At 72.9% G+C, this 26349-nt stretch carries 24 protein-coding genes; 14 read left to right on the forward strand and 10 right to left on the reverse strand.

Annotated elements, in window-relative coordinates; translation table 11 throughout:
- The first annotated feature begins 8 nt into the window (after positions 1 to 8).
- The 7 genes from tgmB to ACYP53_RS30730 all read left to right on the forward strand — a co-directional run bounded on the left by tgmB (position 9) and on the right by ACYP53_RS30730 (position 7435).
- Positions 9 to 956, forward strand: coding sequence for an ATP-grasp ribosomal peptide maturase (gene tgmB / locus ACYP53_RS30700; protein ID WP_459649764.1), 948 nt, complete (start codon positions 9 to 11; stop codon positions 954 to 956).
- The gene (gene tgmC, locus ACYP53_RS30705; RefSeq protein ID WP_459649765.1) at positions 949 to 2148 is read left to right on the forward strand and encodes an ATP-grasp peptide maturase system methyltransferase; all 1200 of its coding nucleotides are present in this window, start codon (positions 949 to 951) and stop codon (positions 2146 to 2148) included. The genes tgmB and tgmC overlap by 8 nt, the downstream gene beginning before the upstream one ends.
- 183 nt (positions 2149 to 2331) lie before the next feature.
- Complete coding sequence (locus ACYP53_RS30710) at positions 2332 to 3168, forward strand: protein kinase family protein (protein ID WP_459649766.1); 837 nt, start codon at positions 2332 to 2334, stop codon at positions 3166 to 3168.
- A 36-nt stretch (positions 3169 to 3204) separates the two neighbouring features.
- Positions 3205 to 3729 carry a DUF6879 family protein gene (locus ACYP53_RS30715; RefSeq protein ID WP_459649767.1) on the forward strand — a complete coding sequence of 175 codons (525 nt, stop codon included), beginning with the start codon at positions 3205 to 3207 and terminating at the stop codon, positions 3727 to 3729.
- 220 nt (positions 3730 to 3949) lie between these two features.
- Entirely contained in the window at positions 3950 to 4663 is a 714-nt protein-coding gene (locus ACYP53_RS30720; protein ID WP_459649768.1) for a class I SAM-dependent methyltransferase, read from the forward strand.
- 264 nt (positions 4664 to 4927) lie between these two features.
- Positions 4928 to 6187 carry an alpha/beta hydrolase gene (locus ACYP53_RS30725; protein ID WP_459649769.1) on the forward strand — a complete coding sequence of 420 codons (1260 nt, stop codon included), beginning with the start codon at positions 4928 to 4930 and terminating at the stop codon, positions 6185 to 6187.
- Positions 6188 to 6622: 435 nt separating this feature from the next.
- Entirely contained in the window at positions 6623 to 7435 is an 813-nt protein-coding gene (locus ACYP53_RS30730) for a hypothetical protein (protein WP_189914944.1), read from the forward strand.
- Between the two features lie 239 nt (positions 7436 to 7674).
- Here the strand turns inward: ACYP53_RS30730 and ACYP53_RS30735 are convergent, their stop codons facing one another.
- The 3 genes from ACYP53_RS30735 to ACYP53_RS30745 all read right to left on the reverse strand — a co-directional run bounded on the left by ACYP53_RS30735 (position 7675) and on the right by ACYP53_RS30745 (position 9970).
- Positions 7675 to 8214, reverse strand: a complete 540-nt coding sequence (locus ACYP53_RS30735) for a hypothetical protein (protein ID WP_459649770.1) — start codon at positions 8212 to 8214, stop codon at positions 7675 to 7677.
- Positions 8215 to 8415: 201 nt separating this feature from the next.
- The gene (locus ACYP53_RS30740; RefSeq protein WP_189914948.1) at positions 8416 to 8970 is read right to left on the reverse strand and encodes a GNAT family N-acetyltransferase; all 555 of its coding nucleotides are present in this window, start codon (positions 8968 to 8970) and stop codon (positions 8416 to 8418) included.
- Positions 8971 to 9061: 91 nt separating this feature from the next.
- The gene (locus ACYP53_RS30745) at positions 9062 to 9970 is read right to left on the reverse strand and encodes a LysR family transcriptional regulator (protein ID WP_459649771.1); all 909 of its coding nucleotides are present in this window, start codon (positions 9968 to 9970) and stop codon (positions 9062 to 9064) included.
- Between the two features lie 70 nt (positions 9971 to 10040).
- On the opposite strand from ACYP53_RS30745, the gene ACYP53_RS30750 reads away from it, so the two are divergent.
- Positions 10041 to 10775: a CTP synthase C-terminal region-related (seleno)protein gene (locus ACYP53_RS30750; protein WP_189914951.1), complete on the forward strand. Its 735-nt coding sequence runs from the start codon at positions 10041 to 10043 to the stop codon at positions 10773 to 10775.
- A 64-nt stretch (positions 10776 to 10839) separates the two neighbouring features.
- Here ACYP53_RS30750 and ACYP53_RS30755 read toward each other — a convergent pair whose 3' ends face one another.
- Positions 10840 to 11457 (reverse strand): GNAT family N-acetyltransferase, encoded by a 618-nt coding sequence (locus ACYP53_RS30755; RefSeq protein WP_459649772.1) that lies wholly within the window; start codon positions 11455 to 11457, stop codon positions 10840 to 10842.
- Between the two features lie 102 nt (positions 11458 to 11559).
- Here ACYP53_RS30755 and ACYP53_RS30760 point away from each other — a divergent pair, with 102 nt between their 5' ends.
- A complete protein-coding gene (locus ACYP53_RS30760) occupies positions 11560 to 12792 on the forward strand; it encodes a sensor histidine kinase (protein ID WP_459649773.1) in 1233 nt (410 codons plus the stop codon).
- Positions 12793 to 12831: 39 nt separating this feature from the next.
- On the opposite strand, the gene coaE is transcribed toward ACYP53_RS30760, so the two are convergent.
- The gene (gene coaE / locus ACYP53_RS30765; RefSeq protein ID WP_459649774.1) at positions 12832 to 13431 is read right to left on the reverse strand and encodes a dephospho-CoA kinase; all 600 of its coding nucleotides are present in this window, start codon (positions 13429 to 13431) and stop codon (positions 12832 to 12834) included.
- 86 nt (positions 13432 to 13517) lie between these two features.
- Positions 13518 to 14159 carry an MBL fold metallo-hydrolase gene (locus ACYP53_RS30770; protein WP_189914959.1) on the reverse strand — a complete coding sequence of 214 codons (642 nt, stop codon included), beginning with the start codon at positions 14157 to 14159 and terminating at the stop codon, positions 13518 to 13520.
- A gap of 61 nt (positions 14160 to 14220) precedes the next feature.
- On the opposite strand from ACYP53_RS30770, the gene ACYP53_RS30775 reads away from it, so the two are divergent.
- A complete protein-coding gene (locus ACYP53_RS30775) occupies positions 14221 to 14676 on the forward strand; it encodes a MarR family winged helix-turn-helix transcriptional regulator (protein WP_189914961.1) in 456 nt (151 codons plus the stop codon).
- A 40-nt stretch (positions 14677 to 14716) separates the two neighbouring features.
- Here the strand turns inward: ACYP53_RS30775 and ACYP53_RS30780 are convergent, their stop codons facing one another.
- Both ACYP53_RS30780 and rpsA read right to left on the reverse strand, forming a co-directional pair.
- The gene (locus ACYP53_RS30780; RefSeq protein WP_459649775.1) at positions 14717 to 16954 is read right to left on the reverse strand and encodes an MMPL family transporter; all 2238 of its coding nucleotides are present in this window, start codon (positions 16952 to 16954) and stop codon (positions 14717 to 14719) included.
- A 210-nt stretch (positions 16955 to 17164) separates the two neighbouring features.
- Positions 17165 to 18655, reverse strand: coding sequence for a 30S ribosomal protein S1 (rpsA, locus tag ACYP53_RS30785; RefSeq protein ID WP_189914965.1), 1491 nt, complete (start codon positions 18653 to 18655; stop codon positions 17165 to 17167).
- A gap of 419 nt (positions 18656 to 19074) precedes the next feature.
- On the opposite strand from rpsA, the gene ACYP53_RS30790 reads away from it, so the two are divergent.
- The 4 genes from ACYP53_RS30790 (at position 19075) to ACYP53_RS30805 (ending at position 25248) form a co-directional block, all read left to right on the forward strand.
- On the forward strand, positions 19075 to 19977 hold the full coding sequence (locus ACYP53_RS30790) for a class I SAM-dependent methyltransferase (protein ID WP_459649776.1): 903 nt from the start codon (positions 19075 to 19077) through the stop codon (positions 19975 to 19977).
- Between the two features lie 82 nt (positions 19978 to 20059).
- Positions 20060 to 22567 carry an ATP-dependent helicase HrpB gene (gene hrpB / locus ACYP53_RS30795; RefSeq protein WP_459649856.1) on the forward strand — a complete coding sequence of 836 codons (2508 nt, stop codon included), beginning with the start codon at positions 20060 to 20062 and terminating at the stop codon, positions 22565 to 22567.
- A gap of 175 nt (positions 22568 to 22742) precedes the next feature.
- Positions 22743 to 24065 (forward strand): serine/threonine-protein kinase, encoded by a 1323-nt coding sequence (locus tag ACYP53_RS30800; RefSeq protein ID WP_459649777.1) that lies wholly within the window; start codon positions 22743 to 22745, stop codon positions 24063 to 24065.
- A gap of 49 nt (positions 24066 to 24114) precedes the next feature.
- Positions 24115 to 25248: an IS630 family transposase gene (locus ACYP53_RS30805; RefSeq protein WP_459649778.1), complete on the forward strand. Its 1134-nt coding sequence runs from the start codon at positions 24115 to 24117 to the stop codon at positions 25246 to 25248.
- Positions 25249 to 25408: 160 nt separating this feature from the next.
- Here ACYP53_RS30805 and ACYP53_RS30810 read toward each other — a convergent pair whose 3' ends face one another.
- Entirely contained in the window at positions 25409 to 25600 is a 192-nt protein-coding gene (locus tag ACYP53_RS30810; protein WP_459649779.1) for a DUF397 domain-containing protein, read from the reverse strand.
- A partial coding sequence (locus ACYP53_RS30815; protein WP_459649780.1) for a DUF5753 domain-containing protein occupies positions 25597 to 26349 on the reverse strand: 753 nt, incomplete at its 5' end. The genes ACYP53_RS30810 and ACYP53_RS30815, both read right to left, overlap by 4 nt.

The following is a 26349-nucleotide window of genomic DNA, read 5'->3' on the forward strand; positions in this document are numbered from 1 at the left end:
GAACCGAGGTGACGGAACCCGACGGCGAGGCGGTGCTGGTTCTCACCAACCGCCTCGACTCCACTGCGGATCTGGTGGTCGAGCACCTGAACGACCGGGGCGTCCCGGTGTTCCGCTGCGACACCGCCGAGTTCCCGACCGAACTCACCCTGGCCGCAACCCTGGAGGACGGCTGGGCCGGGGTGCTCGACAACGGGCACCGCACGCTCGACCTGTCCCGGGTCCGGTCGGTGTACTTCCGCAGGCCCGAGGAGTTCCGGCTGCCCGACGGCATGTCCGAGGCTGGGCGGCGGTTCGCCGCCGCCCAGTCCCGGGCCGGCTTCGTCGGTGTCGCCGTCTCTCTTCCCTGCCTGTGGATCAACCACCCCGCGCGGGACCTCGATGCCAACCACAAGCCGTGGCAACTCGCGGTCGCCCGGCGGCTGGGGCTGAATCCACCGCGCAGCATCATCACCAACGACCCCGAGGCGGGCCGGCGCTTCGCCGCCGACCTCGGTGGTGTCCCGGTCATCACCAAGAGCCTGGGCGCCCCCGTGGACACCGTCGTGATCGACCCCGCGGCCCTGGACGACTCGGTGCGGCTGTGCGCCCACCTCTTCCAGGAGTGGATCGACAAGGCCCACGAGGTCCGGCTGACCGTGGTCGGCGACCACTTCTTCCCCGTCGAGATCCACGCCGGCTCGGAGGCCGCCCGCATCGACTGGCGCACCGACTACAAGAGCCTCACCTACCGGCCGACGACCGTCCCCGGCCCGGTTCGCGACCGCGTCTCGGCGTTCATGCGCGAATTCGGGCTCGTCTTCGGGGCCTTCGACTTCATCGTGACCCCGGCCGGGGAATGGCGGTTCCTCGAAGTGAACCCCAACGGGCAGTGGTCGTGGATCGAGCACAGGACCGGCGTGCCGGTCTCGCGCGCCATCGCGGATCTTCTGGAGAAGGGCAGCACAGGTGAGTGAGAACCTGGACGGGACCGACGGGACGGCGCACCGACTGCGCGCCGAACTCACCGAGGAACTGGCGCGCGACGGCTCGCTGCGCAGCCCGCAGTGGCGGGACGCGGTGCTGGCGGTGCCCCGGTACGTCTTCCTGCCGACCTTCTACACCGCCGCGGACGGCCCGGACGGCATCACCCGCTACACCGCCGTCAGCCGGGACACCGACCCGCAACGGTGGCTGCGGCTGGCCTACGAGAACACCACGTGGGTCACCCAGCTCGACCACGGCACCCTCCCCCGGCCGCATGCCGAACCCCGCACCGGGACGCCCACCAGTTCCTCCACCCTCCCCGGCGTCGTCGTCCGGATGCTCGAAGACCTCGACGTCCCGGACGGCGCGAACGTACTAGAAGTCGGAACCGGCACCGGCTACTCCACGGCGCTGTTGTGCGCCCGGCTCGGCGACCGGTACGTGACCAGCGTGGAGCACGACGCCGTCCTGTCCGCCGCGGACGGCGAACGGCTCGCCTCCCTCGGCCACCGGCCCCGCCTGGTCGTCGGCGACGGCGCCAAGGGCTGCCCGGACGGCGGACCGTACGACCGGATCATCGCCACGTACTCACCCGACCACGTCCCGCCCGCCTGGCCGGCCCAGGCTCGGCCCGGTGCCATCATCCTGGTGTCGCTGGTCGGCGGCCTCGACGCCTACGGGTACGTGAAGCTGCGGGTCGGCGACGGCGGCGAAGCGCAGGGCCGGTTCATCGACTCCGACGTCTCGTTCATGCTCTCCCGCGAGACCCGGCGGCCCCCGATCGGTCCCCTCATGCGCGCCGCCGTCCGAGCCCGCCACGACACCGCCGGCCTCGACACCACCGTCCGTCCCGACACCCTGGACGACCCGTCCTTCCTGTGGACCGCCCAGATCGCCATGCCCGGCACGACCCGGCTGCGCCTGGTGGCCGACGGCGTCGCGGGCCGGTGGTTCCTCCATGCGGACGGATCATGGGCGGTCCTGGAGAGCCGACCCGACGGCACCACGCGCGCCTTCCAGGGCGGCCCGCGCTCCCTCTGGTCCGAGCTGGAGGCGGCGGCCACGGCGTGGATCTCCAACGGCCGTCCCGTGCTTGAGCGTTACGGCCTCACGGTGACCCCGGAGGCCAACACCGTCTGGCTGGACGACCCCAGCAGCCCGGTCGGCGCCCTGGGCCGGTGACCGGACCACGAAGCCGTCGTCCCGGGCGAGGCTACCGCGTGACCATGACCCGGATCAGCGGAGCGCCCCGGCACACGGCCGGGGCGCTCCGCGCTCGCAACAGCACGGGCCCTCGCTGCCGCGACCGACGACGGCCGCGACGCGTTCGAGCGCATCCCCTGTAACTAGGAAGGCGGTACAGGCATGGGCGAGTTCACGCTCTGCCCCGGCGAAGCGGTGAAGGCCGCCGAGTCGATCTTCGGTCCGGTCACTCTCACCGGGATCACCGACCGACGAGGCTCGGCCGTCTGGAAGGCGACCGGTGTCCGGGGCTCCGTGGCGATCAAGGCGGGCCACGGCGAGGGCGAGGAGATCACTGCCCGGGAAAGCGCCGTCCTGGACCAGCTGCCCGGCTATACCGTCATCGCCGGCCGCTACGCCGGTGGCGTCTGGTACGTCACCCCCTGGCTCGCGGGACCGTCCACCTGGGACCTGTTCAAGCCCATCCGCGCCGACGGCGGCGACCCCGCGCAGGCCCTCGCCGGAGCCATCGCCCTGTGCCGGGCCGTCGCCGAACTGCACTCCGCCGCATGGGTCCACGGCGACCTCCAACCCGCTCACGGCGTCCACACCGCCCAGGGCGCGAAGCTGCTCGATCTGTCCTGGGCCTGGTCGCCGACGTTCCCTCCGTCGCCGATCTTCCAGGGCGGCATCACCCACCTCGTCGCCCCCGAACTGGCCGCCGCCGTCGAATCCGGTGAGCGTCCGGTCAGGGCGACCGCCGCTTCCGATGTGTACGCCCTCGCCGGAACGCTGTGGACCTGCGTCACGGGCCGGTGGCCGCTCGACTACGACGCCGCCGGCATCGGCCCCGATGCCGGCCCCTCCGCCCGTCGGGCCGCCATCGCCACCGGCGCGATCCCCCTCCACACCGACACGTCCTGGCCCGCCCTCCTGACCCCGCTGCGGGCGGTCCTGCGCGCACCCGCGCAGAACCGCCCCACCGCCACCGAACTCGCCCTCGCCCTGGCAAGACTGTGAAGGTGCGGGCGGTGCCACTCCTACGAAAGGCATGCGATGACGCAGAAGGATCCGGACTACACCGCTCTGCTCCGGGGCGCTCAGCGGACGGCCGTCCATCTGGAGATGCGCGACGTCTATGGAGTCGCCTACGAGGCCGAGGACTTCGAGGAGTTCAGGCGCTCGGGCCGGGTCGATCTGGATCCGGATTCCGAGGGCTGGGCCGGCTGGGTGCCGCTGGTTCGGGAGACCGTCGGACGTGGTGTCGTCATGCGGCGGGCCCGGATCGTCTCCGAGCCGGTCACCGAGTACATCCGGTGGGAGCACGCGCTCACGCCGGTGAACATCGCGGCCGGGGAGCAGGTGCGGTGGCTTCCCCGGCGGCTGGCCTCCGACATCGCTCTGCCGGGCAACGATCTCTGGCTGATCGACGACCGCTTGGTGCTGTTCCACTGGTTCACCGGCGACGGTGACTGGGCCGGGCACGAGTACACCGAGGACCCGGCCGTGGTGAAGCTGGTCGCCGACGCCTTCGAGGCGGTGTGGGAGCGCGGCACCCCGCACGACCGGTACGCCGTCTGACCCGCCGCCCTTTGTCGAAGCTTTGCTCCGACCCCCTTCGGAGCAGCCCTCAGCACCGCGCGGAACGGCCCTTTCCCGGCCCCGCGCCGGGGCGTCACCGCGCCCCGGCCCGGGGCCGAACCACCTGCCCCTACCGCCACCACCGGAGCCTCAACAGCCCACGTCACAGCAGGGTTTGGGGCACTCGCACGCACCCGTCGGGCCGCCTAGGCTCGGCCGTATGAACCGTACGACCCGCACCGCCGAGGACGTTCTGGCCCTGCTCGACCGGCTCTTCCCACCGGCCGAGTCCTGGTGGGACCGTTTCTACGCGGACCGGTCCGCCGACCGCCCGTTCTTCACCCCGGCGCCGGACGAGAACCTGGTCTCCTACCTCGACCGCGGCCTGCTCCGCCCCGGTCGCGCTCTCGACCTGGGCTGCGGCCCCGGCCGGAACGCCGTCCACCTGGCCTGCCGCGGCTTCGAGGTCGACGCCGTCGACCTCTCCTCCGCCGCCGTCGCCTGGGCCGGGGAGCGCGCCCGCGAGGCCGGCGTCGGCACCGGGCTGCGCTTCCACCGGGCTAGCATCTTCGAGGCCGAACTCCCCTACGCACAGTACGACTTGGTCTACGACTCCGGCTGCCTGCACCACCTCCCGCCGCACCGCCGGGTCAGCTACCTCGCGCTCCTGGACCGTGTCCTCGCGCCGGGCGGGCACTTCGCGGTCACCGCGTTCGCGGCCGGGGCGATGGGGTCCGAGCGGCCCGACGAGGAGCTGTACCGGCGGGGCGAGCTGGAGGGCGGCCTGGCCTACTCACCGGACGAACTCCGGTCGCTGTTCCGCGACTTCACGCCGATAGAGGTCCGTCCGATGGCCGCCCAGGAGCCCGGCTCGGCGGCCTTCGGCCTGCCCTTCCTGCTCACGGCTCTGTTCCGGCGGCCCACCGGCACCTGACCCGGGCCCCGGCCCCGACCCCCGGCCGACGGCGTCAGTCCCGCTCGGCGCCCACGGCGGCCTCGTACGCCAGGAGCGTGTCGACGGCCAGCCGCCGCTGGGCTGGGCCGAGCGGGCCGAGGGCGGTGCGCCAGGCGGTGGCGCCCGGCTCCGCGCTCTTCGGCGCCCCCTTCCCCCTTCCTCCCCCACCCCCTCACAGCTCCCTCCCAGCGAACTGCCAGCCTCTCACCAGGCTCTCATCCTCCCCGCGTAGCCTCCGGCCGCATGAACGTCTCCCTGCTCGACGGCTGGTTCCCGTGGACGGTCCAGGCCGCGGCCCTCGTGCTGTTCCTCGGCGCGGTGGGCCGGCGGGACCGGGCGTGGCGGGTGAAGTGGGGGCCGATCGCGCTGGGGACGGCGCTGGTGGTCACCGTCGTCGCCGCCGTGGCCGTGCCGGCGCTGAGCGGGATCACCGACCCGATCCCGTACGGGGTGTGGCTGTGGAGCGGGGTGGCGGTCGGGGCGTTGTGCGTGCTCGGGTTCGGCTGGCGGGGCGCGCGCTGGTGGCGGCGGGTACTGGTGGTGCCGACCGCGCTGCTGGCGCTGTTCTGCGCCGCGAACAGCTTGAACGCCGCGACCGGCTACTACCCGACCCTGGGCGACGCGTTCGGTGAGCTCAGCGGGCAGCCGCTGCCGGAGCAGATCACGCTCGCCGAGCTCGCCTCCGTCCACGGGAGGACGAAGACCGGCCGCATCGTCCAGGTCGACATCCCGGACACCGGCGGCGGCTTCGCGCACCGCCCGGAGCTGGTCTACCTGCCGCCCGCCTGGTTCCGCAGCCAGACCCGGCCCAAGCTGCCGGTGCTGGAGATGATCGGCGGCGAGTTCGCGGCGCCGGACAACTGGATCCGCTCCGGCAACGCGGTGAAGACCGCCGACGAGTTCGCCGCCCGGCACAACGGCTTCGCCCCGATCCTGGTCTTCGCGGACGCCACCGGCGGCTTCCGGGTGGACACCGAGTGCGTGGACGGTCCGCACGGCAACTCCGAATCCCACCTGGTCAAGGACATCCCGCCGTTCGTCCAGAAGACCTTCAACGCCGCCACCGACCCGCACAAGTGGGGCGTGGCCGGCTGGTCGATGGGCGGCACCTGCGCCGTCGACCTGACCGTCGAACACCCGGGTGTCTTCACGCACTTCGGCGACTTCTCGGGCGACAAGGGCCCGTTCATCGGTGACAAGGACCACACCGTCCAGGAGCTGTACGGCGGGGACGCCGCGGCTTGGGCCGCCCATGACCCGCTGACCGTGCTCGCCCACCACCCCAAGTACCAGGGCGTCTCGGGCTACTTCGGCCAGGGCGACGAGGAGCACGGCCAGATCGAGTCCGCCAAGGCCCTGGAGGCGGCGGCCAGGAAGGACGGCATCCGCACCGTGTCCACCGTCGGCTCGGGCAAGCACAGCTGGCAGACCGGCGCCGCCACCTTCGCCCAGGCTCTCCCCTGGCTCGCCCAGCAGCTCGGCGTCCCGGGCGCCCACGGGTAGCCCCCGCAGGACATCCGCAGGCCCCGGAGGCCGCCTCGGCGGCACCCACCGCCCGCCGCGCGCTCCAGAATTCCCCCGCGCCCCGCCCATAGCTCCCGCCACGCCCGCACACATGTTCCCCACCAGTGCCGGGCGGCCCTCCCGGCCGCCCGAGCGTCCGTCGGAATCCCGCTTTGCTCCCGGCGGTCGCTTGGCGTAGGTTTCGACCGCCGTCGACGCAGCACCGGCGCTGACCGCCCCTCAGACCCGAGCGGGCCGCAGCGACCAGGAGCCGGACGGCCGCACGACAACGGGGGAGGAACAGCCATGCCGAGTGCCCGCGACCACGGGTCGCCCGGGCGGCGGGGGCGAACGGGCGGTGCCGCGGATCCGCGGCCCGCGGCCGATGCGCACCGGACCCCGATCCACGCCACCGGACACTTGAGGAATCGTCAGTTGCGCAGCACCCGACTGGTCACCGCCACCGCCGCCGCCCTCGTCTGCCTGGGCGCCCTGAGCGCCTGCGGCCCGGACAACGCGGGTCAGGACGCCGGCAAGACCGCCGCCCCCGCACCGTCCGCCACCGCCGCCCCGGCCGGCACCGGAACCGGTGCCCCCGCCACGGGCGCCCCGAAGCCGGCCGGCACCGGCGGCGCCGAGGGCGCGGGCAAGGGCATCCCGGCCAAGGCCTGGATGGACACCAAGAGCATCCCGATGGACGAGACCTACCACTACGCGCCGCTGGCGGCCAACGCCAAGCCGCAGACCGGTCCGGTCCAGTTCAAGGGCATGGAGCTGTGCCACGCCCCGATCGCCAAGGACGACGAGTACGGGTTCGCCGGCGCCGCCTCCGCGAAGGCCTCGGTCGGCTTCGGCGGCGACCGCTGGACGGCCCAGCAGACCCTGCTGTTCGTCGGCGACCCGACCCACAGCAGCGGCACCAAGCAGACGACCAACATGGTCGACTCGCGCCTGACGGACGCGCTGAAGGGCTGCGCCAAGACCGCGCCCGGCGCCACCGTCAAGGTCAACAGCGCCGCGGACGCACCGTACTTCGCGGCCGTCCTGACCGTCCCGCAGGCCGACGGCGGCACCGTCACCCTGCACGAGTACGTGGTCACCGACGGCGGGGCGGTCAGCGAGCTGTCCGTCTGGGCGACCACCAAGGGCGGCGCCCAGCCCAAGGACGCCTGGAAGGCCCCCGAGGACCGCTATGTCGGCACCGGCATGACCGCGCCGATGTGCGAGGCCCTCCCGGGCTGCGGCTGATCCGCACGACGGCCGCAGCCGATCCAACACGACGGCCGCGGCCGATCGGCACGACGACTGCGGCTGATCCGCACGACCGCCGCGGCTGATCCGCGCGGTCGGCTCGCGCGGCGCTCCATCCGAGCGCCGGCACCCCATAGACGGCCGCCCGGTCCGTCCGGCACAGGGGACCGGACGGGCCGGGCGGCTCCTTCACGCCCGGGCGCGGTGAACCGGCTTCACCACGCCCGGGGCGCGGGTCACAGCCCCAGGACGCCGAGGGCGGTGGTCCAGTCCTCGGCGATCGCGGCGCGGGCGTCGTCCAGGCCGACCCGGCCGCCGCAGACCGCGTTCTTGAGCTTGGTCTCGACGGAGTCCTTGCTCTGCGCCGGCTGGCTGCCGTAGCGCGGCTCGGGCCAGAGGTTGGCCGGGTCGCGCGGGGCGCCGCCGAGCTCCAGCGGCACGAGGTGGTCCTCCTCGTAGTCGGCCGTGCTGGTGTCCGCGTAGCCGTACTGGGCGATCTGCCGCACCTTCAGCGGGTTGGTGTAGCTGGTCGGCGGGCGGACGGTGGCGGTCCAGCCGGAGACGCAGATGGTCTGCCCGATGGTGTCCTGGGTGACGTCCGGGTTGTACGCGCCGGGGGTGCAGCTCGGGTCGGGCAGGGGAAGGTAGGCCTGCGAACAACTCGCGGTGACGGTACGGGAGTTCGCGGTGGCGGCGTGGGCGGTGCCGACGGCGAGCCCGGCGGCGGCGAGGGCGGTCGCCGTGGCGACGACGGTCAGGCGCTGACGGAGCATCATGGGGAAGTCTCCTGGGCCGGCCCGGTCGGTCACCGGGCGACTGTGTTCATGACACCACCGCACCGGCGACGACCGTCAGTCCCGGTGCGTGAACGCCCGGTGACCCGGTCTTCACAACCCCGGCCGGCCTTCACAACCCTGCCCGGCCCTGGCCGACCGCGACCGGTCCCGGCCCCGGCCCCGGCCGTCGAGGAGCCCCGATCAGCCCCGGAGCACGGCGAGTTCGATCTCCCGCCCCGGCACCCCACCGGGCACGGGCAGCGCCACGCCGGTGTGCTCGAAGCCGGCCTTGACGTACATCGCCTCGGCCCGGGCGTTGTCCTCGTGGACGAACAGCCGCACCCGCTCGATCCGGGGGTCGGTCAGCGACCACGCCCAGTCCCGGGCGGCCCGGATGAGGTCGGGCGCCAGCCCGGTGCCACGCGCCTCGGGCCGGACGTAGACCGCGACGATGTGCGCCTGCTCGACCTCGATGACGTCGCCCTCCAGGGCGGCCGGCCCGCCGGGGTGCTCGATCAGCACGCTGACCGTGCCGAGCCAGCGCCCGTCCGCGTCCTCGGCGACGAACTGCGCCACCGCGGAGCCCTCGGCTGCGCCCGTCGCGCGGCCCTGCCAGAACTCGTCGGGCCTGGCGGCCGCCTGCTCGTGGGTCTCCAGGAAGGCGATGGCCGCGACCGGGTCCCGCAGCGCGTCCAGCCGGATCTCCCTGACCCGCGCCCAGTCCTCTTGCCGTACACGTCTGATGATGGTGCTCATCTCGTGATCATTTCATCGGCCCCGGTGGCCGCCGCAACCGGAAATCCGGGTGCCCTCCGCAGCACGCCGACCCGCACCACACCGCCCCGCCTCAAGCCGCCCCGCCACCGCCCTCCCCCAGCAGCCGCGCCAGCAGCGCCGCCGGCCCCTCCGGCAGGCTGCCGTGCACCAGCTCGGTGCGGTGCACCAGCCGGGGCGCGGCGATCGGCGCGCACGCCACCCCGGGCACCCCGGCCGGCAGCGGTTCGGGCAGCAGCGTCAGCCCGTGCCCGGCGGCGACCAGCGCGAGCAGCCCGTGCAGGTCGGTGCCCTCGTAGCGGGTGGCGGGCCGGAAGCCGTCGACGCCGGTGGCCGCGCGCAGCCGGGCCACCGGCGGGGTGAGGTCGGGGGCGTCCAGCCAGCGGGCGGCGGAGAGGTCGGCGAGCGCGAGGCCGCCGCGGCCGGCCAGCGGGTGGCCGGCCGGCAGGGCGACGGCGACCGGCCGTTCGGCCACCGCGACGGTGCGCAGCGGGCCGACCTCGGGCAGCGGCAGCGGGTCGCTGGGCGCGGCCAGGCCGTCGATCAGGGCGAGGTCGACCTCGCCGGTGGCGACCTGGGCGGGCAGCACGTCCTGGGCGAGGACCCGGACCACCGGTTCCACCCGCGGGTACGCCCGGCGCACCTCGCCGAGCGCGCGCCCCAGCGCCGCCCCGACCGCCAGCGGGGTGGCGCCGAGGACCAGCCGGGCGCTCGGGGCACCGGCCAGGCGCGCGACGTCGGCGCGCGCCGCCTTCAGCCGGACCAGCAGCGGCGCGGCGTGTTCCAGCAGCCGCCGCCCGGCCTCGGTCGGGCCGACCGGGCGGCGGACCAGGAGGGCGGTGCCGAGGTCCGCCTCCAGCGCGGCGATCTGCTGGGAGACCGCGGACTGGGTGTAGCCGAGTTCCCGCGCCGCGTCCGAGAAGGAGCCGACACGGGTGACGGTGACGAAGGTGCGCAGCTGCTGGGGATCCACGGCGGTCATCAACCGATCTGATCGAGAGGTAAGAAATCATCGTTGGCGCTGATCTCGGGTGCGGGGTCAGGATAGCCGCATGACCTACCTGACCCCGCGGATCGCCCTGGTCGGCGACCGCTCCCCCGCCGTCCGCTCGCACGCCCGCATCCCCGGCCTGCTCGACGCCCTCGCCGAGCACGACCGGCTCGTCCTGGACGCCTACTGGATCCCGACCGAGAACGCCGGGGAGCCCGGCGCCCTGGACGGCTTCGACGCGATCTGGCTGCTCCCCGGCAGCCCGTACCGCAGCGAGGCCGGCGCCCTGGCCGCCGTCCGGACCGCCCGCGAGCGCGGCATCCCCTTCCTCGGCACCTGCGCCGGCTTCCAGCACGCGGTGCTGGAGTACGCCCGCGACGTCTGCGGCCTGACCGACGCCGTCCACGCCGAGGAGCACCCCGACCGGGAACAGCAGGTGATCGCCCCGCTGAGCTGCTCGCTGGTCGGCCACGAGGGCGCCGTCACCGTCACCCCGGGCAGCCTCGCCGAGCGCGTCCTCGGCACCACCCGCACCCAGGAGCGCTACCACTGCGCGTACGGTCTCAACGCCGCCTACCTGGACCGGCTGCGCGCCCACGGCCTGCGGTTCAGCGGCGCCGACGAGTCGGGCGAGGTGCGGATCCTGGAGCTGTCGGACCAGGACCACCCGTTCTTCCTCGCCTCGCTGTTCCAGCCCGAGCTGTCCGGCGACGGCACCCGGGCGCACGCCATGATCCGCGCGCTGGCCGGCGCCGCCGTGGCCCACGCGGACACCGCCTGGTCCGTCACCGCCTGACCCGGCCGTCGCTGCCTGACCCGGCCGGCACCGCCCGACCCGGCCGACACCGCCCGACCCTGCCTCACATCGGCAGCGACCGCAGCCGCACCGGCCCCTCCGGCCACCCGGCGCCCGCCGCCAGCGGCGCCCACATGGTGCGCAGCGGCATCACCGCCAGCCGCCCCTCCGGCTGCTCCACCGTCACCTCCTCCGCCACCTCCCGGAAGCCCATCCCCCGGTAGAAGGCGGCCAGCGGTGGACGGCAGAACAGCAGCGCGTGCCGGTGGCCGAGCGTGCGCGCGTGGTCCAGGGCGGCCCCGACCACGGTGCGCGCGAGGCCGCCGCCACGCCGGTCGGGGGCCACGCAGACCCCGCCGACGCCCATCACCACCAGGTCGGTACCGCCGGCGGTGAGCGGCAGCGGCAGCAGTCCGGTGTGGGCGACGAGCCGGCCGTCGGCGGCCCGGAGCCCGAAGTGGATCTCCTTGGGCAGGAAGGTCAGCCCGGTGTACGCGACGCCGTACGGGTCGGCCCCGGGGCCGAGGACCTCCTCCTGCTCGGCGCGGGTGTACCGCGCCAGCCGCTCGACGGCCGGCGGCCCGGTGACGACCGGCGCCCCGGCCGGGTGGTGCTCGGTGCCGTCCTGCTCGCTCGGGTGCTGCTCGGCCGGGTGCTGCTCCGGCTGAAAACGATCATTCATCCCGCCATGCTCTCCCCCACCGGCGGCTCTTCGACAGTCCCTTCCCGGCCACTCGCTCCGGAGACCGTCCCGGCCGCACCGCGCTGTGGAACCATTCCCCTCATGCAGCAGCCCACCGACCCGTCGGTCGCCGACCCCGACGCCCCGCTGCTCGGCCCGCCGCTGCGCCTGCCCCGCCCGGTCCGGGCCCTGGGACCGACCGCGCTGGTCCTGCTGGTGCTCGTCCCGCTCGCCGCGAAGGACCCCGACTTCGGCCCGACCGTCTCACCGCCGGTCAACGCCGCCCTGATGGCGTTCGGCGGCCTCGCCCTGGCCCTGCGCCGCCGGCACCCGGCGGCGGTCACCGCGGCCACCCTGCTGAGCGGTCAGCTCCCGCTCGCCATCGCCTTGTACGGCCTGGCGGCGCGGCGCGGCGGCACGGTGCCGCTGTGCGCCCTGGCGGCCGCGGCCGAGCTGCGGCTGCTCGTCCCCTTCGACCTCGGGGACGTCGGCACCCCCTCCTCGCTCGCCGGCCTGGTCGAGGACCCGCTGGTCTTCGGCGCGGTTCCGCTCGTCCTCGGGCTGGCCACCCACGGCCGCGCCCACACCGTCCGGGTGCTCGCCGAGCGCAACCGCTTCCTCGGCGAACGCAACCGGCTGCTGGAGGAGGCCCGCCGGCACGCCGGGGAGCGCGCCACGGCCGCCGAACGCGCCCGGCTGGCGCGGGAGATGCACGACGTGGTCTCCAACCGGGTCTCGCTGATCACCCTGCACGCGGGCGCCGCCCAGGTCGCCCACGCCGGGGACCCGACCGCCGTACGGGAGACGCTCGGCCTGATCCGCGCCCTCGGCCTGCAGGCGCTCACCGAACTGCGCGGCCTGCTGGGCGTACTGACCACGCCCGCCGACCGGGCGCCCTCGCTGCGCGGCCTGCCCACCCTGGTCGAGGAGTCCCGGCAGGCCGGCCTCGCGGTCGGACTGACCGTCACCGGCCCGGCCGACGGGCCGGCCGCGCCCGGGCCCGCCGTGCAGTACGCGGCCTACCGGATCGTCCAGGAGGCGCTGACCAACGCGCACAAGCACGCCCCGGCCGCCGAGGTGGCCGTCACCGTCGAGGTCCGGCCGGACGGGCTGCGCCTGGCGGTGGTCAACTCCCCCACGGGCGGCGCCGGCCCGAGGGGCACCGGGCCGGACGGTGGCCCGGGGCTGCCCTCCGGCGGCCACGGCCTGACCGGCATGCACACCCGGGCCGGCGACCTCGGCGGCACCCTGCACGCCGGACCGACCCCGGAGGGCGGCTTCGCCGTCCGGGCCCGGCTGCCGCTCGGCGCCCCGCGAGCCGTACCCGCCACCTGAACCCCGAAGGCCTCGCACGGCCCCCGGCTCAGGCCCGGCTCAGGCCGCCGCGCGCTCCGCCAGCTCCGCCCAGACCTCGTCCACCCGGGCCGTCAGCTCCGTCAGCCCGCCACCGTTGTCGATCACCAGGTCCGCGATCGACAGCCGGTCCACCCGGGAGGCCTGCGCGTCCATCCGGGCCAGGGCCTCCGCCTCGGCCATCCCGCGCAGCCGCACCAGCCGGTCCAGCCGCACCTCGTCGGCCGCGTCGACCACCACGATCAGGTCGAACAGCGATGCCAGCCCGTTCTCGGCCAGCAGCGGCACGTCGTGCACCACGACGGCGTCGGGCGCGGCGGCGGCCTCCAGTTCGGCGGAGCGGGCCCGCACCAGCGGGTGGACGATCGCGTTCAGCGCCTTCAGCCGCTCGGGGTCGGCGAACACGATCGCCCCGAGGGCCGGGCGGTCCAGCGTGCCGTCCTCCCGCAGCACCCCCGGGCCGAACTCGGCGGCCACGGCCGCCAGACCGTCCGTCCCGGGGGCGACCACCTCGCGGGCGATCACGTCGGAGTCCACGATCACCGCGCCGTGCGCGGCGAACAGCCGGGACACCTCGCTCTTGCCCGCCCCGATGCCACCCGTCAGTCCGATCTTCAGCATGGCGCCAGGCTACCGGCGCACCACCGGACCCGACAGCACCGGGCGACCGGACCCGCAGCCTCGGCAGCCCCCACGGCCTCAGCCGGTCAGCCCAGCTCCAGGCTCTCCCCGTCCCCGAGGAGCGCCAGCTCCGCGCCCGTGCCCGGCCCGTCCGGCCCGACCAGCCGGCTGTGCACGGCGAACCCGGCCGGGCTGAGCACCGCCTCGTGGACCGGCACGGCCCGGCGCGGCCCCGCCTCCCGGACGTAGTCGACCACCTCGGAGGCCTTGCTCCACGGCGCGGCGAGCGGCAGCAGCAGGGTGTCCACGGCGTGCGGCGGCACGGTGAAGGCGTCGCCGGGATGGAAGAGCCGGCCGTCGAAGAGGAAGCCGATGTTCCTGACCGGCGGCATGTCCGGGTGGATCACCGCGTGCCACTCGCCGTGCACCGAGACGCCGAGCCCGCCGAGCTCGAAGGCGTCGCCCTCGCCGACCGCGGTGACCCGCTGCGCGACGCCCTCCAGCTGGGCGGCGACGGTGCTGTTGGTCCACACCCGCAGCGCCGGGTCGGCCTCCAGCGCGGCGCGCAGCCGGGACTCCTCGAAGTGGTCCATGTGCTCGTGGGTGATCAGGACGGCGTCCGCCCCGGCCAGGGCGGCGGGGTCGGTGAACACCCCGGGGTCGACGACGACGGTGGTGTCGCCGTGCTCGACGCGTACGCAGGCGTGTCCGAACTTGGTGATTCGCATGGCAAAACACTACAGCAAAGCTGTACAGCAGTGCTGTGGAAATTCCGGATAGACTGCTCCCATGCCCAACGACGCCCCCGACACCGGCACCCCCGGCACCCCGCACCCGGACACCCTGGAACTCGCCGCCGACCTGCGCGCCGCCCTCGGCGGCCTGGTCCGCGCCCTGCGCGACAGCGACGACCTGCCGCCGAACCAGGCCGCGGTGCTCGGCCTGCTGGTCCGCGACGAACGCTCCTGCACCGTGGCCGAACTCGCCGACCTCCGGCGCGTCCGCCACCAGTCGATGGCCCGCACCGTCGCCCTGATGGCCGAGGCGGGCCTGGTCGCCCAGCAGCCCCACCCCACCGACGGCCGCAAGCAGCTCATCGCCGTCACCGCGGCCGGCCGCGCCGCCCTGCTCGACCAGCGCGCCCGCCGCGAGCACCACATCGCCACCGCGATCGAGGCCCGTCTCACCCCCGAGGAACGGGCCCGCCTGCGCGGCGCCGTCGCCCTGCTGGACCGCCTGCGCTGAGCTTCGGCCCAGCTGGGCCTCGGACCAGCTGACCCTCGGACTAGGAGACCTTCACCAGGCCCTTGTCCACCGGCTCCCCGGCCACCGACTCCCCCTCCGCCGCCCGCGGCGTCGGGATGACCGCCGCCGGCCGGATCTCCGGCAGGTCGACGTGCTCGCTCAGCCCGAACCGCCGGTGCAGTCGCCGCAGCGGCGCGGGCGCCCACCAGTTGAACTCGCCGAACAGGCTCATCGCGGCGGGCACCAGCAGGCAGCGCACCAGGGTGGCGTCCACGGCGACGGCGACGGCCAGGGCGATGCCCATCTGCTTGACCATCAGCATGTCCCCGAGCGCGAACCCGGCGAAGACGATCACCATCAGCAGCGCCGCCGAGGTGATGATCCGGCCGCTGCGCTGGACGCCCAGCTCCACCGCCCGGGTACAGCTGTGCCCCTTGTCCCGCAGTTCCTTGATCCGGGCGAGCAGGAACACCTCGTAGTCCATGGACAGCCCGAAGGCGAAGGCGAAGACCAGCACCGGGATGAAGGTCTCCAGGCCGCCGGTCGGGCTGAAGCCGAGCAGCCCGCTGAACCAGCCGTCCTGGAACACCAGGGTGAGCGCGCCGAGCGAGGCGCCCAGCGAGAGCAGGTTCATCAGCAGTGCCTTGACCGGCATCACCACCGAGCCGGTCATCAGGAACAGCAGCACCAGCGTCCCGACCGCGACCAGCCCGAGCGCCCACGGGCCGCGCGAGAGCAGTTCCTGCTGGAAGTCGACCACCGAGGCCGCGCCGCCGGTGACGTAGGTCTTCAGCCCGCCCCGGTCGGCCCGCAGTTCCTCCACCACGTGCTTGGCCTGCCCGCCCTGCGGGTCGCCGTGCACCAGCACGTCGATCGTGGAGACCGCGTCGTTCACCGGGCTCACCGCCCGGACCCCGCTGACCCCGGGAAGTTTGGCGACCACCTCGTCCGCGTACGCCTGCGCCACCGCCGCGCCGCCCTCGACGACCACCGTGATCGGCGCGGCCGCGACCTGCGGGAAGCGCTGGTCGACGGTCTCGGCGACCTGCCGCCCGGCCGAGGAGGCGGGCAGTACGGCGGCGCCGGAGTTGCGCATCTCGGCGTGCAGGAAGGGCGCGCCGGCGGCCATCAGCAGCGCGGTGCAGGCGAGCGCGACCGCAACCGCCCGTTTGCGGACCCGGCGGACGGTCCGGCTGAAGAAGCCCTCGTCGGGCACCGGCGCGGTGGGTGTCTTGATCCGCGAGCCGGCGAAGCCGAGCAGCGCGGGGATCAGGGTGAGCGCGGCGGCGACGGCGATCACCACCACGCTCACCCCGGCCGCGGCCACCGCTCCCAGGACCGGGCTGGTGAAGACGAACAGGCCCGACAGCGCGACGGCCACGGTCAGTCCGGAGAAGGCCACGGTGCGCCCGGCGGTCGCCGCGGTGCGTTCGACGGCCGCGGCGATGCCCGCGCCGTGGCCGCGTTCCTCGCGGAAACGATTCACCATGAGCAGCGCGTAGTCGATCGAGAGTCCGAGCCCCAGCACGGTGGCGATCGGCAGCACGCTGGTGTCGATGTCCATGATCTTGCTGAACCCGAACATGGCCAGCAGCGCACCGCCCACCGAGGCGACCGCCCCGATCACCGGCAGCGAGGCCGCCGCGAGCCCGCCGAACACCAGCACCATGACGACCAGCGTGAGCGGCAGCGTCACCATCTCGCCGAAGCGGGTGTCCTTCTCCGTCTGCTTCTTGACCTCGTCCTGCAGCACCAGGTCCCCGCCGACGGTCACGTGCGCGCCGCCCGCGCCGTCCAGCGCGGCCAGCCGCTGGGTGACGGCGTCGGTCTGGGCGGAGGTGGCGGTGTCGGCCAGCCGTACGGTGACCAGGCTCGCCGTCCCGTCGGCGGAGCGCAGCGCGGCCGGCGCCGGGCCGGAGCCGTACGCGTCGAGGGCGGAGGAGACCCCGGGCAGTCCGGTGATCTCGGCGGTGGCCTTCTCGACGGCGGCCCTGACCGCCGGATCGTCCACCGGCTTGCCGTCCACCACCGCGGTGACGGTGCCCTTGGCCGGGTCGACCGCGGCGACCACCGCGCCGCCCCGGTCGGCCTCGGCGGTGGCGGAGGAGGCCCCGGCCACCGAGCCCTCGAACACCCGGCCCCCGATCAGGACCCCGACGACCAGGACGACGGCCCAGAAGCCGAGCACCCAGCGGCGGTGGCGGAAGCAGAACCGGCCGAGTGCCGCGAGCCGGCCGCCGACCACGGCGTCGGGGGCGGCGGAGGAGGGTTTGCGCATGAAGGAGCCTTTCGGGCAGTTCCACTCAATGTAGGTGCAACCCGAACTCCGGCCTATAGAAGGGCAATGAGCCCCTTCTCACACTTGCCTTCACATAAAGAACACATCAGTTGCAAAGTGCAAAAGTCACCCGGGAAAACGAATTGGGCCCCACCCGGAAATCCGGGTGGGGCCCAATTACCAGCTGTCAGCTAGTAGGAGGCGAGAGCGTCAGCTCTGGCCGCCCGCCAGCTTCTCGCGCAGGGCAGCCAGGGCCTCGTCGGAGGCCAGGGCGCCGGAGCCCTCGTCGCTGGAGGACGAGTAGGAACCACCGGCGGCGGCGGCGACGGCGTCGCCACCCTCCTCGGCGGCCTGGGCGTCGGCCTCACGGCTCTTGATGACCTGGGCCTGGTGCTGCTCGAAGCGGGTCTGCGCCTCGGCGTACTGGCGCTCCCACTCCTCACGCTGCTTCTCGAAGCCGGGCAGCCAGTCGTTCGCCTCGGGGTCGAAGCCCTCCGGGTAGATGTAGTTGCCCTGGTCGTCGTACGAAGCGGCCATGCCGTACAGGGTCGGGTCGAACTCGACCTCGGCCGGGTTGGCACCCAGCGCCTCGTTGGCCTGCTTCAGCGACAGGCTGATGCGGCGACGCTCGAGGTCGATGTCGATGACCTTGACGAAGATCTCGTCGCCGACCTGGACGACCTGCTCCGGGATCTCCACGTGGCGCTCGGCCAGCTCGGAGATGTGGACCAGACCCTCGATGCCCTCGTCCACGCGGACGAACGCACCGAACGGAACCAGCTTGGTGACCTTACCCGGGACGACCTGGCCGATCTGGTGCGTACGGGCGAACTGCTGCCACGGGTCCTCCTGGGTCGCCTTCAGCGACAGGGAGACGCGCTCGCGGTCCATGTCGACGTCGAGAACCTCGACGGTGACCTCCTGGCCGACCTCGACAACCTCGGACGGGTGGTCGATGTGCTTCCAGGACAGCTCGGAGACGTGCACCAGGCCGTCGACGCCACCCAGGTCCACGAAGGCACCGAAGTTGACGATCGAGGAGACGACGCCGGAGCGCACCTGGCCCTTCTGCAGGGTGGTGAGGAAGGTCTGGCGGACCTCGCTCTGGGTCTGCTCCAGCCAGGCACGGCGGGACAGGACCACGTTGTTGCGGTTCTTGTCCAGCTCGATGATCTTGGCCTCGAGCTCCTTGCCCACGTAGGGCTGGAGGTCGCGGACGCGACGCATCTCGACCAGCGAGGCGGGGAGGAAGCCCCGGAGGCCGATGTCGAGGATGAGACCACCCTTGACGACCTCGATGACGGTACCGGTGACGATGCCGTCCTCTTCCTTGATCTTCTCGATCGTGCCCCAGGCACGCTCGTACTGAGCGCGCTTCTTGGACAGGATCAGACGACCCTCCTTGTCCTCCTTCTGGAGAACCAGGGCCTCGATGTTGTCACCGACGGCGACGACCTCGTGCGGGTCAACGTCGTGCTTGATCGAGAGCTCGCGGGACGGGATGACGCCTTCGGTCTTGTAACCGATGTCGAGGAGGACCTCGTCACGGTCGACCTTCACGATGACGCCCTCGACGATGTCGCCATCGTTGAAGTACTTGATGGTCTCGTCGATGGCGGCGAGGAAGGCCTCCGCGTCGCCGATGTCGTTGACCGCGACCTGCGGGGTGGTGCTGATGGAGGAGTCGGTGGGGCTCGTCATTAGGAAAAGGGCTCCGGTACGGACATGAAGTCGTAGGTAATGCCACGCGGAGGGCCCGTATCGCTCCCACCGAAAAGCCGGACAGCCCAAGACACGGCCCACCGGAACTTCCCGCACAGCGAGAAAACCGGCGTCCGTCTTGCGACCGTGGGGGTCTTCGACAGAATGCGAGCGCGACCTGCTCCGTCCGAGGCGCGCAGGCCCGCAGCGCAACTTGTAGCATACGGGGACGGCCAGGCACGGTCAACGCCAAGAGAGACAAGACGGTGGAGCCTGGTACGGATCAGGCCATATCCTCACGGTTGCGCGCCTCGCGGCGGCGCCCGCAGAGGGGCCCTTCCCCGGATGCCACCGCCAGGATCCGGACCCTCTCGGGCCGGTTCGCGGCAGCGGCGCTTCCGCACTCCATACCCTACGCGATGGGCATTGTCACCGTGGCCACCACCCCCCAGTCCTCCTTGGACGATCTTGCCGACGTCGAACTCGCGCCCGAGACCGAGGCCGGTGCCGAGGGCTACGACGAGGGCGACGACGACGCGGTGCGGCGCGAGGCCGGCGTCGGGGAGAGCAGCCGGGCCAGCCGCCACTGGTGGGACCGCAACGCCGACGAGTACCAGGACGAACACGGCGAATTCCTCGGCGACGACCGCTTCACCTGGTGCCCCGAGGGCCTCGACGAGGCCGACGCCCGCCTGCTCGGCGACGTCCGGGGCAAGGACGTGCTGGAGATCGGCGCCGGCGCCGCCCAGTGCTCGCGCTGGCTGGCCGGCCGCGGCGCCCGCCCCGTCGCGCTCGACATCTCCCACCGCCAGCTCCAGCACTCCCGCCGGATCGACCTCGGCCGCGGCGTCACCCCGGTCGCCGTCGTCCAGGCCGACGCCGCCGTCCTGCCCTTCGCCGACGGCGCCTTCGACCTCGCCTGCTCCGCGTACGGAGCCGTCCCGTTCAGCGCCGACACCGAGGCCCTGATGCGCGAGGTGCACCGGGTGCTGCGGCCCGGCGGACGCTGGGTGTTCTCGGTGACCCACCCGATCCGCTGGGCCTTCCCCGACGAGCCCGGCGTCGAGGGCCTCACCGCCGTGTCCTCCTACTTCGACCGCACCCCGTACGTCGAGCAGGACGAGCAGGGCCGCGCCACCTACGTCGAGCACCACCGCACCCTCGGCGACCGGGTCCGCGAACTCGTCGCCGCCGGCTTCCGGCTGGTCGACCTGGTCGAGCCCGAGTGGCCGGCCGCCCTGGAGCAGGAGTGGGGCGGCTGGTCCCCGCTGCGCGGGCGGCTCATCCCCGGCACCGCGATCTTCGTCACCGAGCGGGGCTGACGCCTTGCCGAACCCGGCCTCGCTGAACCCGGCCTCGCCGACCCCGGCCTCGCTGAACCCGGCCTCGCCGACCCCGGCCTCGCTGAACCCGGCCTGGCGCGACCTGCCCGTCCGCGCCGCCCTGCCCGCGCTGGCCCTCGCGCTGAACGAGCACGGCACCGCCGTCCTCGCCGCGCCGCCCGGCACCGGCAAGACCACCCTGGTGCCGCTCGCCCTGGCCGGGCTGCTGGAGACCGGACCGGTTCGCCGCGTCCTGGTCGCCGAGCCGCGCCGGCTCGCCGTCCGGGCCGCCGCCCGGCGGATGGCCTGGCTGCTCGGCTCCTCCGTGGGCCGCGAGGTCGGGTACACCGTGCGCGGCGAGCGCCGGGTCGGGCCGGAGACGGTCGTCGAGGTGGTCACCACCGGCGTGCTGCTGCAACGGCTCCAGCGTGACCAGGAGCTGCCCGGCGTGGACGTCGTGGTGCTGGACGAGTGCCACGAACGCCACCTGGACGCCGACACCGCGCTCGCCTTCCTGCTGGACGTCCGGGCGGCGCTGCGGCCCGAACTGCGCCTCGTCTGCGCCTCGGCCACCTCCGACACCGAGGCCTGGGCCGAACTCCTCGGCGGCGCCCCGGTGGTGGAAGCCCACGGGGTCTCCCACCCGGTGGACGTCGTCTGGGCACCGCCACCGCGCGCCGTCCGGCCCGCACACGGCACCCGGGTGGACTTCGCGCTGCTCGACCACGTCGCGGCGACGGTACGGCGGGCGTTGAGCGAGCGGGAAGGGGACGTGCTCTGCTTCCTGCCCGGCGTCGGCGAGATCGCCCGGGTCGCCGGCCAGTTGGGCGGAGTGGCGGCCGAAGTGCTGCAACTGCACGGGCGCGCCCCGCAGGCCGTCCAGGACGCCGCGCTCACTCCGTCCGAGGGGCGGCGGGTCGTGCTCGCCACCGCCGTCGCCGAGTCCTCGCTCACCGTGCCGGGTGTGCGCGTCGTGGTCGACGCCGGGCTCGCCCGGGAGCCGCGCACCGACCACGCCCGCGGCCTCGCGGCGCTGGTCACCGTACGGGCCTCGCTCGCCGCCGCCCGCCAGCGCGCCGGACGGGCCGGGCGCGAAGCCCCGGGCACCGTCTACCGCTGCTGGCAGGAGGCCGAGGACGCCCGCGCCGCCCGCTTCCCCACCCCCGAGATCGCCCTCGCCGACCTCACCTCCTTCGCTCTCCAGGCCGCCTGCTGGGGCGACCCGGACGCCATCGGCCTCGCCCTCCCCGACGCCCCGCCCGCCGGGGCGATGGCCGCCGCTCGGGAAACCCTGCTCGCCCTCGGGGCTGTCTCCGCCGACGGCCGGGCGACCGACCGCGGCGTCCGGCTCGCCCGCACCGGGCTGCACCCCCGGCTCGGGCGCGCCCTCGTCGACGGCGCTCCCGCCGTGGGCGCCCGCCGGGCCGCCGAAGTGGTCGCCCTGTTCTCCGAGGAGCCGCCGCGTGCGCTGGGCGACGACCTCGGCGCGGTGTGGCGGACGGTTCGGTCCGCCAAGGACCCGTACGCCGGGCGCTGGCGGGACGAAGTCCACCGGCTGCAGCGGGCCACCTCCGACGAACCCGCCACCGCCTTGCCCGACGCGACCGCCGTCGGCCTCGTCGTCGCGCTGGCGTTCCCTGAACGCATCGCCCGAGCGAGGGTCGAGCGACCCGCCCCCGGCGAGCGCAGCCCGTACCTGATGGCCTCGGGGACGGCGGCCGAACTCGCCCCGGGCACGGTGCTCGGCGCCGTGCCCTGGCTCGCCGTCGCGGTCGCCGACCGGCCCGCGGGGGCGCACTCGGCGCGGGTGCTGCACGCCGCGGCACTCGATGAGGAGACCGCCCTGCTCGCAGGCGCGTCCCTGCTCAGCACGCGCGAAGAGGTCCACTGGGACACCCGGCGCGACGAGGTCACCGCCCGCCGGGTGGAGTCCCTCGGCGCCATCGAACTCGCCGAGAAGCCGCTGGCCCGTCCCGATCGCGCCCTCGTCCGCGCCGCCATCCTCGAAGGCCTCACCCGCGAGGGCGTCGGCACGCTCCTCACGTTCACGGGGAACCTGCGCGAACGCCTCGCCTTCCTGCACGCTGCCCTCGGCGACCCGTGGCCGGACGTCTCCGACGAGGCGCTCCTGGAGCGGGCCGAAGAGTGGCTGGAGCCCGAACTCTCCCGCGCCCGCCGCCGCGCCGACCTCGCCCGGATCGACACGACGGCCGCCCTGCAACGCCTGCTCCCCTGGGCCAGCGGACAGGCCGGCCGCCTGGACGAGTTGGCACCCGAGCGCATCACGGTGCCCAGCGGCTCGAAGATACGGGTGGACTACAGCACCGAACGCCCGGTGCTGGCCGTCAAGTTGCAGGAACTCTTCGGCTGGAAGGCGGCCCCCGCCCTGGCCGGCGGCCGAGTCCCCCTCACCGTGCAGTTGCTCTCCCCCGCCGGCCGCCCCGCCGCCATCACCGGTGATCTTGAGGGATTCTGGCAGAACGGCTACCACGCCGTCCGTGCTGATTTGAGAGGCCGCTACCCCCGCCACCCCTGGCCCGAAGATCCGACCACGGCCGAGCCCACAAAGCGTACAAACGCCCGGAAGTGACGAGGGAGTCGAACAGCGAACGGTGGCTAGTGCCGCATCAGGCAGCCTTCGCCTCGTTGTGGCCGGTCGTCCGGTTCCCAGGCCCGGAAGTGATCCAAAGCCGCCGTCACGCACCGTTCCCTGCGGCCGGAGAGCCTCAGTAAGGTGACCGAGTTGACGAGCTATTGGGGGAGTCATGGCAGAGGATGCGAAGCTTCTCGTCGGGCGGTACCGATTAGTGCGTGAGCTCGGCCAAGGTGGCATGGGGCAGGTGTGGCAGGCCCAAGATGAGACGTTGGACCGGCCCGTAGCTGTCAAGGTCATCTCCCTGCTCACCGGTAACGGGAGCCGGGGCTACGAGGCGCGGGCTCGGTTCCTGCGCGAAGCCCGGCTCACCGCCCGCCTCCAGCACCCCAACATCGTGACCATCCACGACCTCGGCGAACACGGTGAAGGGGAGGACCGCGTTCCCTTCCTCGTCATGGAACTTGTCAGGGGCGAGGGTCTCGACACACTGATGCGTCGGGGCGCCGCCAGTCTGGCCGATGCCGCTCGTTGGGGCGAACAGATCGCCCATGCGCTGGCCGCCGCGCACGCCGCCGGAATCATGCACCGGGACATCAAGCCGTCCAACATCCTCATTGCCCCGACGGGTACCGCCAAAGTCCTCGACTTCGGCATCGCACGCGCCGTCGATCCGACCGACGCCCGCCTCACCGAGAGCGGCTTCATCATCGGTACACCGCCCTACATGGCCCCAGAGCAGGCACGCGGATTCCCGGAGCCGCGCAGCGACCTCTACGCCCTGGGCTGCCTCCTCTACCAGCTGATCACCGGCCGCCTGCCTTTCCAGGCCCCCGACACCATCGGCTACCTCACCGCGCACCTCACAGAGAAGCCGCCCGCGCCAAGCTCGGTCGCCCCGGGAATCCCCAGAGCCTGGGACAACCTCATCCTCACCCTGCTCAAGAAAGACCCCACCGAGCGCCACACGGACGCCAACGTCCTCGCCCAAACTCTGCACCACCTCGCACAGCCGCACGCGGCTGCACCCGCCGGCCCCCGGTCGGTTCGCCCCCGGCGCAAGCTGCCTGCCCAGCCGGCACCAGTCACCGTCCACAGCACCAGCGCCGAGCAGAGCGAACCCGTCAAGCGGTTCCGCCTCCTGATAACGCTGTTCGGGGCTGCCGTATTCTCAGTCCCGAGCTGCCTGTTCATCGCCGGACTTGTCTGGCCAATCATTTGGCTCGCTGCGCAGGTGCCCATCCTGCTAATGACCGCGATGCTGAAGCCGCGTTCCGGTCATGTCCTGCGAGCGGCCGGATACGTTGTCGCGGCCCTCTGCATCGGTTGCTATGTAAGGGCCGTCCTGCTGGTCTCTTCTTCGGATGAGGGCTGGACGGGCGTGACAGGGTGGGTGATGGTGGCTTACTTGCTCGTCGTTGTGCTGATAATCGCGAGGTATGTCAACCGCGAAATCACGACCCGCCGAGCCTGGCGAAGCGGAACAGCGTCGTAATCACGACTCGCCCAGCAGCCGGGCGGCACCGGACCGTCAGAATGATCACGTGGCTGAACGCGTGCAGGTCCGGGAGATCGATGACGACGAGGGCAGACGGCTGCTGCGGGTCGTCCGCCGGGGCACCGGGTCGGTGGTGACCTGGCGGCGGGCTCAGATGGTGCTGCTGTCCGCCCAGCGCATGCCCGTGGCGAAGATCGCGGAGGTGACATTCACCAGCGCGGACCGGGTTCGTGACGTGATCCACAACTTCAACGCCGACGGCTTCGACTCGCTCTACCCGAAGTACAAGGGCGGACGGCCGAGGACGTTCACGCTGCCCGAGCGCCGGGAGATCAAGAAGATCGCCAAATCCAAGCCGGCCGGGCACGGCCTGCCCTTCTCGACCTGGAGCCTGGCCAAGCTGGCCGACTTTCTGATCGCCGAGGGGGTGGTCGACGACATCAGCCACGAGGGCCTTCGGGTTCTGCTCCGCGAGGAGGGCGTCTCGTTTCAACGTGTGAAGACCTGGAAGGCCTCCCGTGACCCCGACTACGCCGCCAAGAAGGCGCGGGTCGAGCACCTCTACGCGATCGCCGACGGCGAAGTCATACCCGAGGAGGGCGAGCCCGAAGTCGTGTTCTGCCTGGACGAGTTCGGGCCGCTCAACCTCCAGCCCCACCCCGGCCGGCAGTGGGCCGAGCGCGGCGGCCGCCACAAGGACCCCGAGAGCGAGCCCAGACCCCGGCGGCGGGCGACCTACACCCGACCGCACGGCGTCCGGCACCTGTTCGCGGCCTACGACCTCGGCAGGGACCAGCTCTACGGGCACATCAAGAAGACGAAGAACCGGTCGAAATTCCTGGAGTTCTGTCGCTACCTGCGCTCGCTGCACCCGGCGGACGTGCGCATTGCGGTCGTCTGTGACAACTACTCGCCGCACCTGACGACGAGGCGGTGTCAGCGGGTCGGAGTGTGGGCTGCGGCGAACAACGTCGAGATCGCCTACACCCCGACCAACAGCTCCTGGCTCAACCGGATCGAGGCCCAGTTCACCGCCCTGCGCTACTTCGCCCTCGACGGCACTGACCATGCCAGCCACAAGGAACAGGGCAGCATGATCCGCCGCTACATCATCTGGCGGAACAAGCACGCCGCCGACGAGCGCCTACGCGAGGTCGTCACCAGGGCGAACGTTGCCTGATGCGGCACTAGTCCACCACGGGGATCGCCCCGAAGCGCCACCCGCGTCGTCGACCACGACCACCGACACGGCCGGGACCAGCGAGTTCGCCTCGGGGGCGTTCGGATTCTCCTCGTAGTCACGCCTGGCCATGCTCCACCTCCGGAAGCCCCCGTCTCGGTCAGACGTCGCCGAACTCGCCGGAGCGGACGGCCGTCACGAACGACTGCCATGCGTCCGAGGGGAAGGCGAGAGCGGGGCCCTCCGGGTCCTTGGAATCGCGAACGGGGACGGTGCCGGGCACACTGTTGGATACCTCGACGCACTGTCCGCCGTTGCTGCTGTAGCTGGACTTGAACCAGTCGAGGGTCATAGTTGCCTCCGTAGCTCGCGGATCATCGCCACCGTGTCCGCCTGTGAGTGGGCATGCGTTTGCAGCTGATAGTAGGCCGCCAACTCGGCCGTCACAGCGCTGGCATCCCGCTCCAAACGCCCTTGGTGTGCGCTCTCGGCGTACGAGATCAGCGATCGGTCCGGCAGAGTCAGAATCGACACCGGAAGATCGAACGCCCGGTCCTCCCCGAGCTGGTACGGGGCGATCTGGAGCCTCACGGTGGGCTCGTCGGCAAACTCAATCAGGCGGTCAAGCTGAGCCGCCATCACAGCAGCCCCACCCACGATCCGACGGATGCAGCTCTCATCCATGACCACATGGACCAAGGGCGGCGGTTCCCGGCGCATGCCCGCCTGACGGTTTATGAGCACGCGCACTCGCTCGTCCGCCTGGTCCTGAGTGATGCTTCTCCGGCGCACAGCGCCCGCCGCGATGGCCGCCGCGTACTCCTTCGTCTGCAACAAGCCCGGCACGATTCCGAGCTCAAAGAGCCGCAGCTCAACGGCCCGACGTTCTTGGATGACGAACTCGGCGAACCCTTCCAGCAGGGCGCTGTACTTCACATCGCTTGCCTTGTGCTTGAACGTGCCTGCCTGCGATGTGCCGAATGCGCTGTCAAGTGCTGCTGAGATCCGTCGAGTTGGTTTCCTTCGACCATTTTCAAGAGCCGAGATGTGCGACGAGGTGCAGCGGCCAACCCCGCCACGCGCTCCTGCGTCCAGCCCCTC

The organism is Kitasatospora sp. Ki12, assembly GCF_054601375.1.

Bases quoted from the DNA above. Each gene is read 5' to 3' on its own strand.
- ACYP53_RS30710 (WP_459649766.1), top strand. From the start codon at position 2,332: ATGGGCGAGTTCACGCTCTGCCCCGGCGAAGCGGTGAAGGCCGCCGAG.
- ACYP53_RS30715 (WP_459649767.1), top strand. From the start codon at position 3,205: ATGACGCAGAAGGATCCGGACTACACCGCTCTGCTCCGGGGCGCTCAG.
- ACYP53_RS30720 (WP_459649768.1), top strand. From the start codon at position 3,950: ATGAACCGTACGACCCGCACCGCCGAGGACGTTCTGGCCCTGCTCGAC.
- ACYP53_RS30725 (WP_459649769.1), top strand. From the start codon at position 4,928: ATGAACGTCTCCCTGCTCGACGGCTGGTTCCCGTGGACGGTCCAGGCC.
- ACYP53_RS30735 (WP_459649770.1), bottom strand. From the start codon at position 8,214: ATGATGCTCCGTCAGCGCCTGACCGTCGTCGCCACGGCGACCGCCCTC.
- ACYP53_RS30740 (WP_189914948.1), bottom strand. From the start codon at position 8,970: ATGAGCACCATCATCAGACGTGTACGGCAAGAGGACTGGGCGCGGGTC.
- ACYP53_RS30745 (WP_459649771.1), bottom strand. From the start codon at position 9,970: ATGACCGCCGTGGATCCCCAGCAGCTGCGCACCTTCGTCACCGTCACC.
- ACYP53_RS30750 (WP_189914951.1), top strand. From the start codon at position 10,041: ATGACCTACCTGACCCCGCGGATCGCCCTGGTCGGCGACCGCTCCCCC.
- ACYP53_RS30755 (WP_459649772.1), bottom strand. From the start codon at position 11,457: ATGAATGATCGTTTTCAGCCGGAGCAGCACCCGGCCGAGCAGCACCCG.
- ACYP53_RS30760 (WP_459649773.1), top strand. From the start codon at position 11,560: ATGCAGCAGCCCACCGACCCGTCGGTCGCCGACCCCGACGCCCCGCTG.
- coaE (WP_459649774.1), bottom strand. From the start codon at position 13,431: ATGCTGAAGATCGGACTGACGGGTGGCATCGGGGCGGGCAAGAGCGAG.
- ACYP53_RS30770 (WP_189914959.1), bottom strand. From the start codon at position 14,159: ATGCGAATCACCAAGTTCGGACACGCCTGCGTACGCGTCGAGCACGGC.
- ACYP53_RS30775 (WP_189914961.1), top strand. From the start codon at position 14,221: ATGCCCAACGACGCCCCCGACACCGGCACCCCCGGCACCCCGCACCCG.
- ACYP53_RS30780 (WP_459649775.1), bottom strand. From the start codon at position 16,954: ATGCGCAAACCCTCCTCCGCCGCCCCCGACGCCGTGGTCGGCGGCCGG.
- rpsA (WP_189914965.1), bottom strand. From the start codon at position 18,655: ATGACGAGCCCCACCGACTCCTCCATCAGCACCACCCCGCAGGTCGCG.
- ACYP53_RS30790 (WP_459649776.1), top strand. From the start codon at position 19,075: ATGGGCATTGTCACCGTGGCCACCACCCCCCAGTCCTCCTTGGACGAT.
- ACYP53_RS30800 (WP_459649777.1), top strand. From the start codon at position 22,743: ATGGCAGAGGATGCGAAGCTTCTCGTCGGGCGGTACCGATTAGTGCGT.
- ACYP53_RS30810 (WP_459649779.1), bottom strand. From the start codon at position 25,600: ATGACCCTCGACTGGTTCAAGTCCAGCTACAGCAGCAACGGCGGACAG.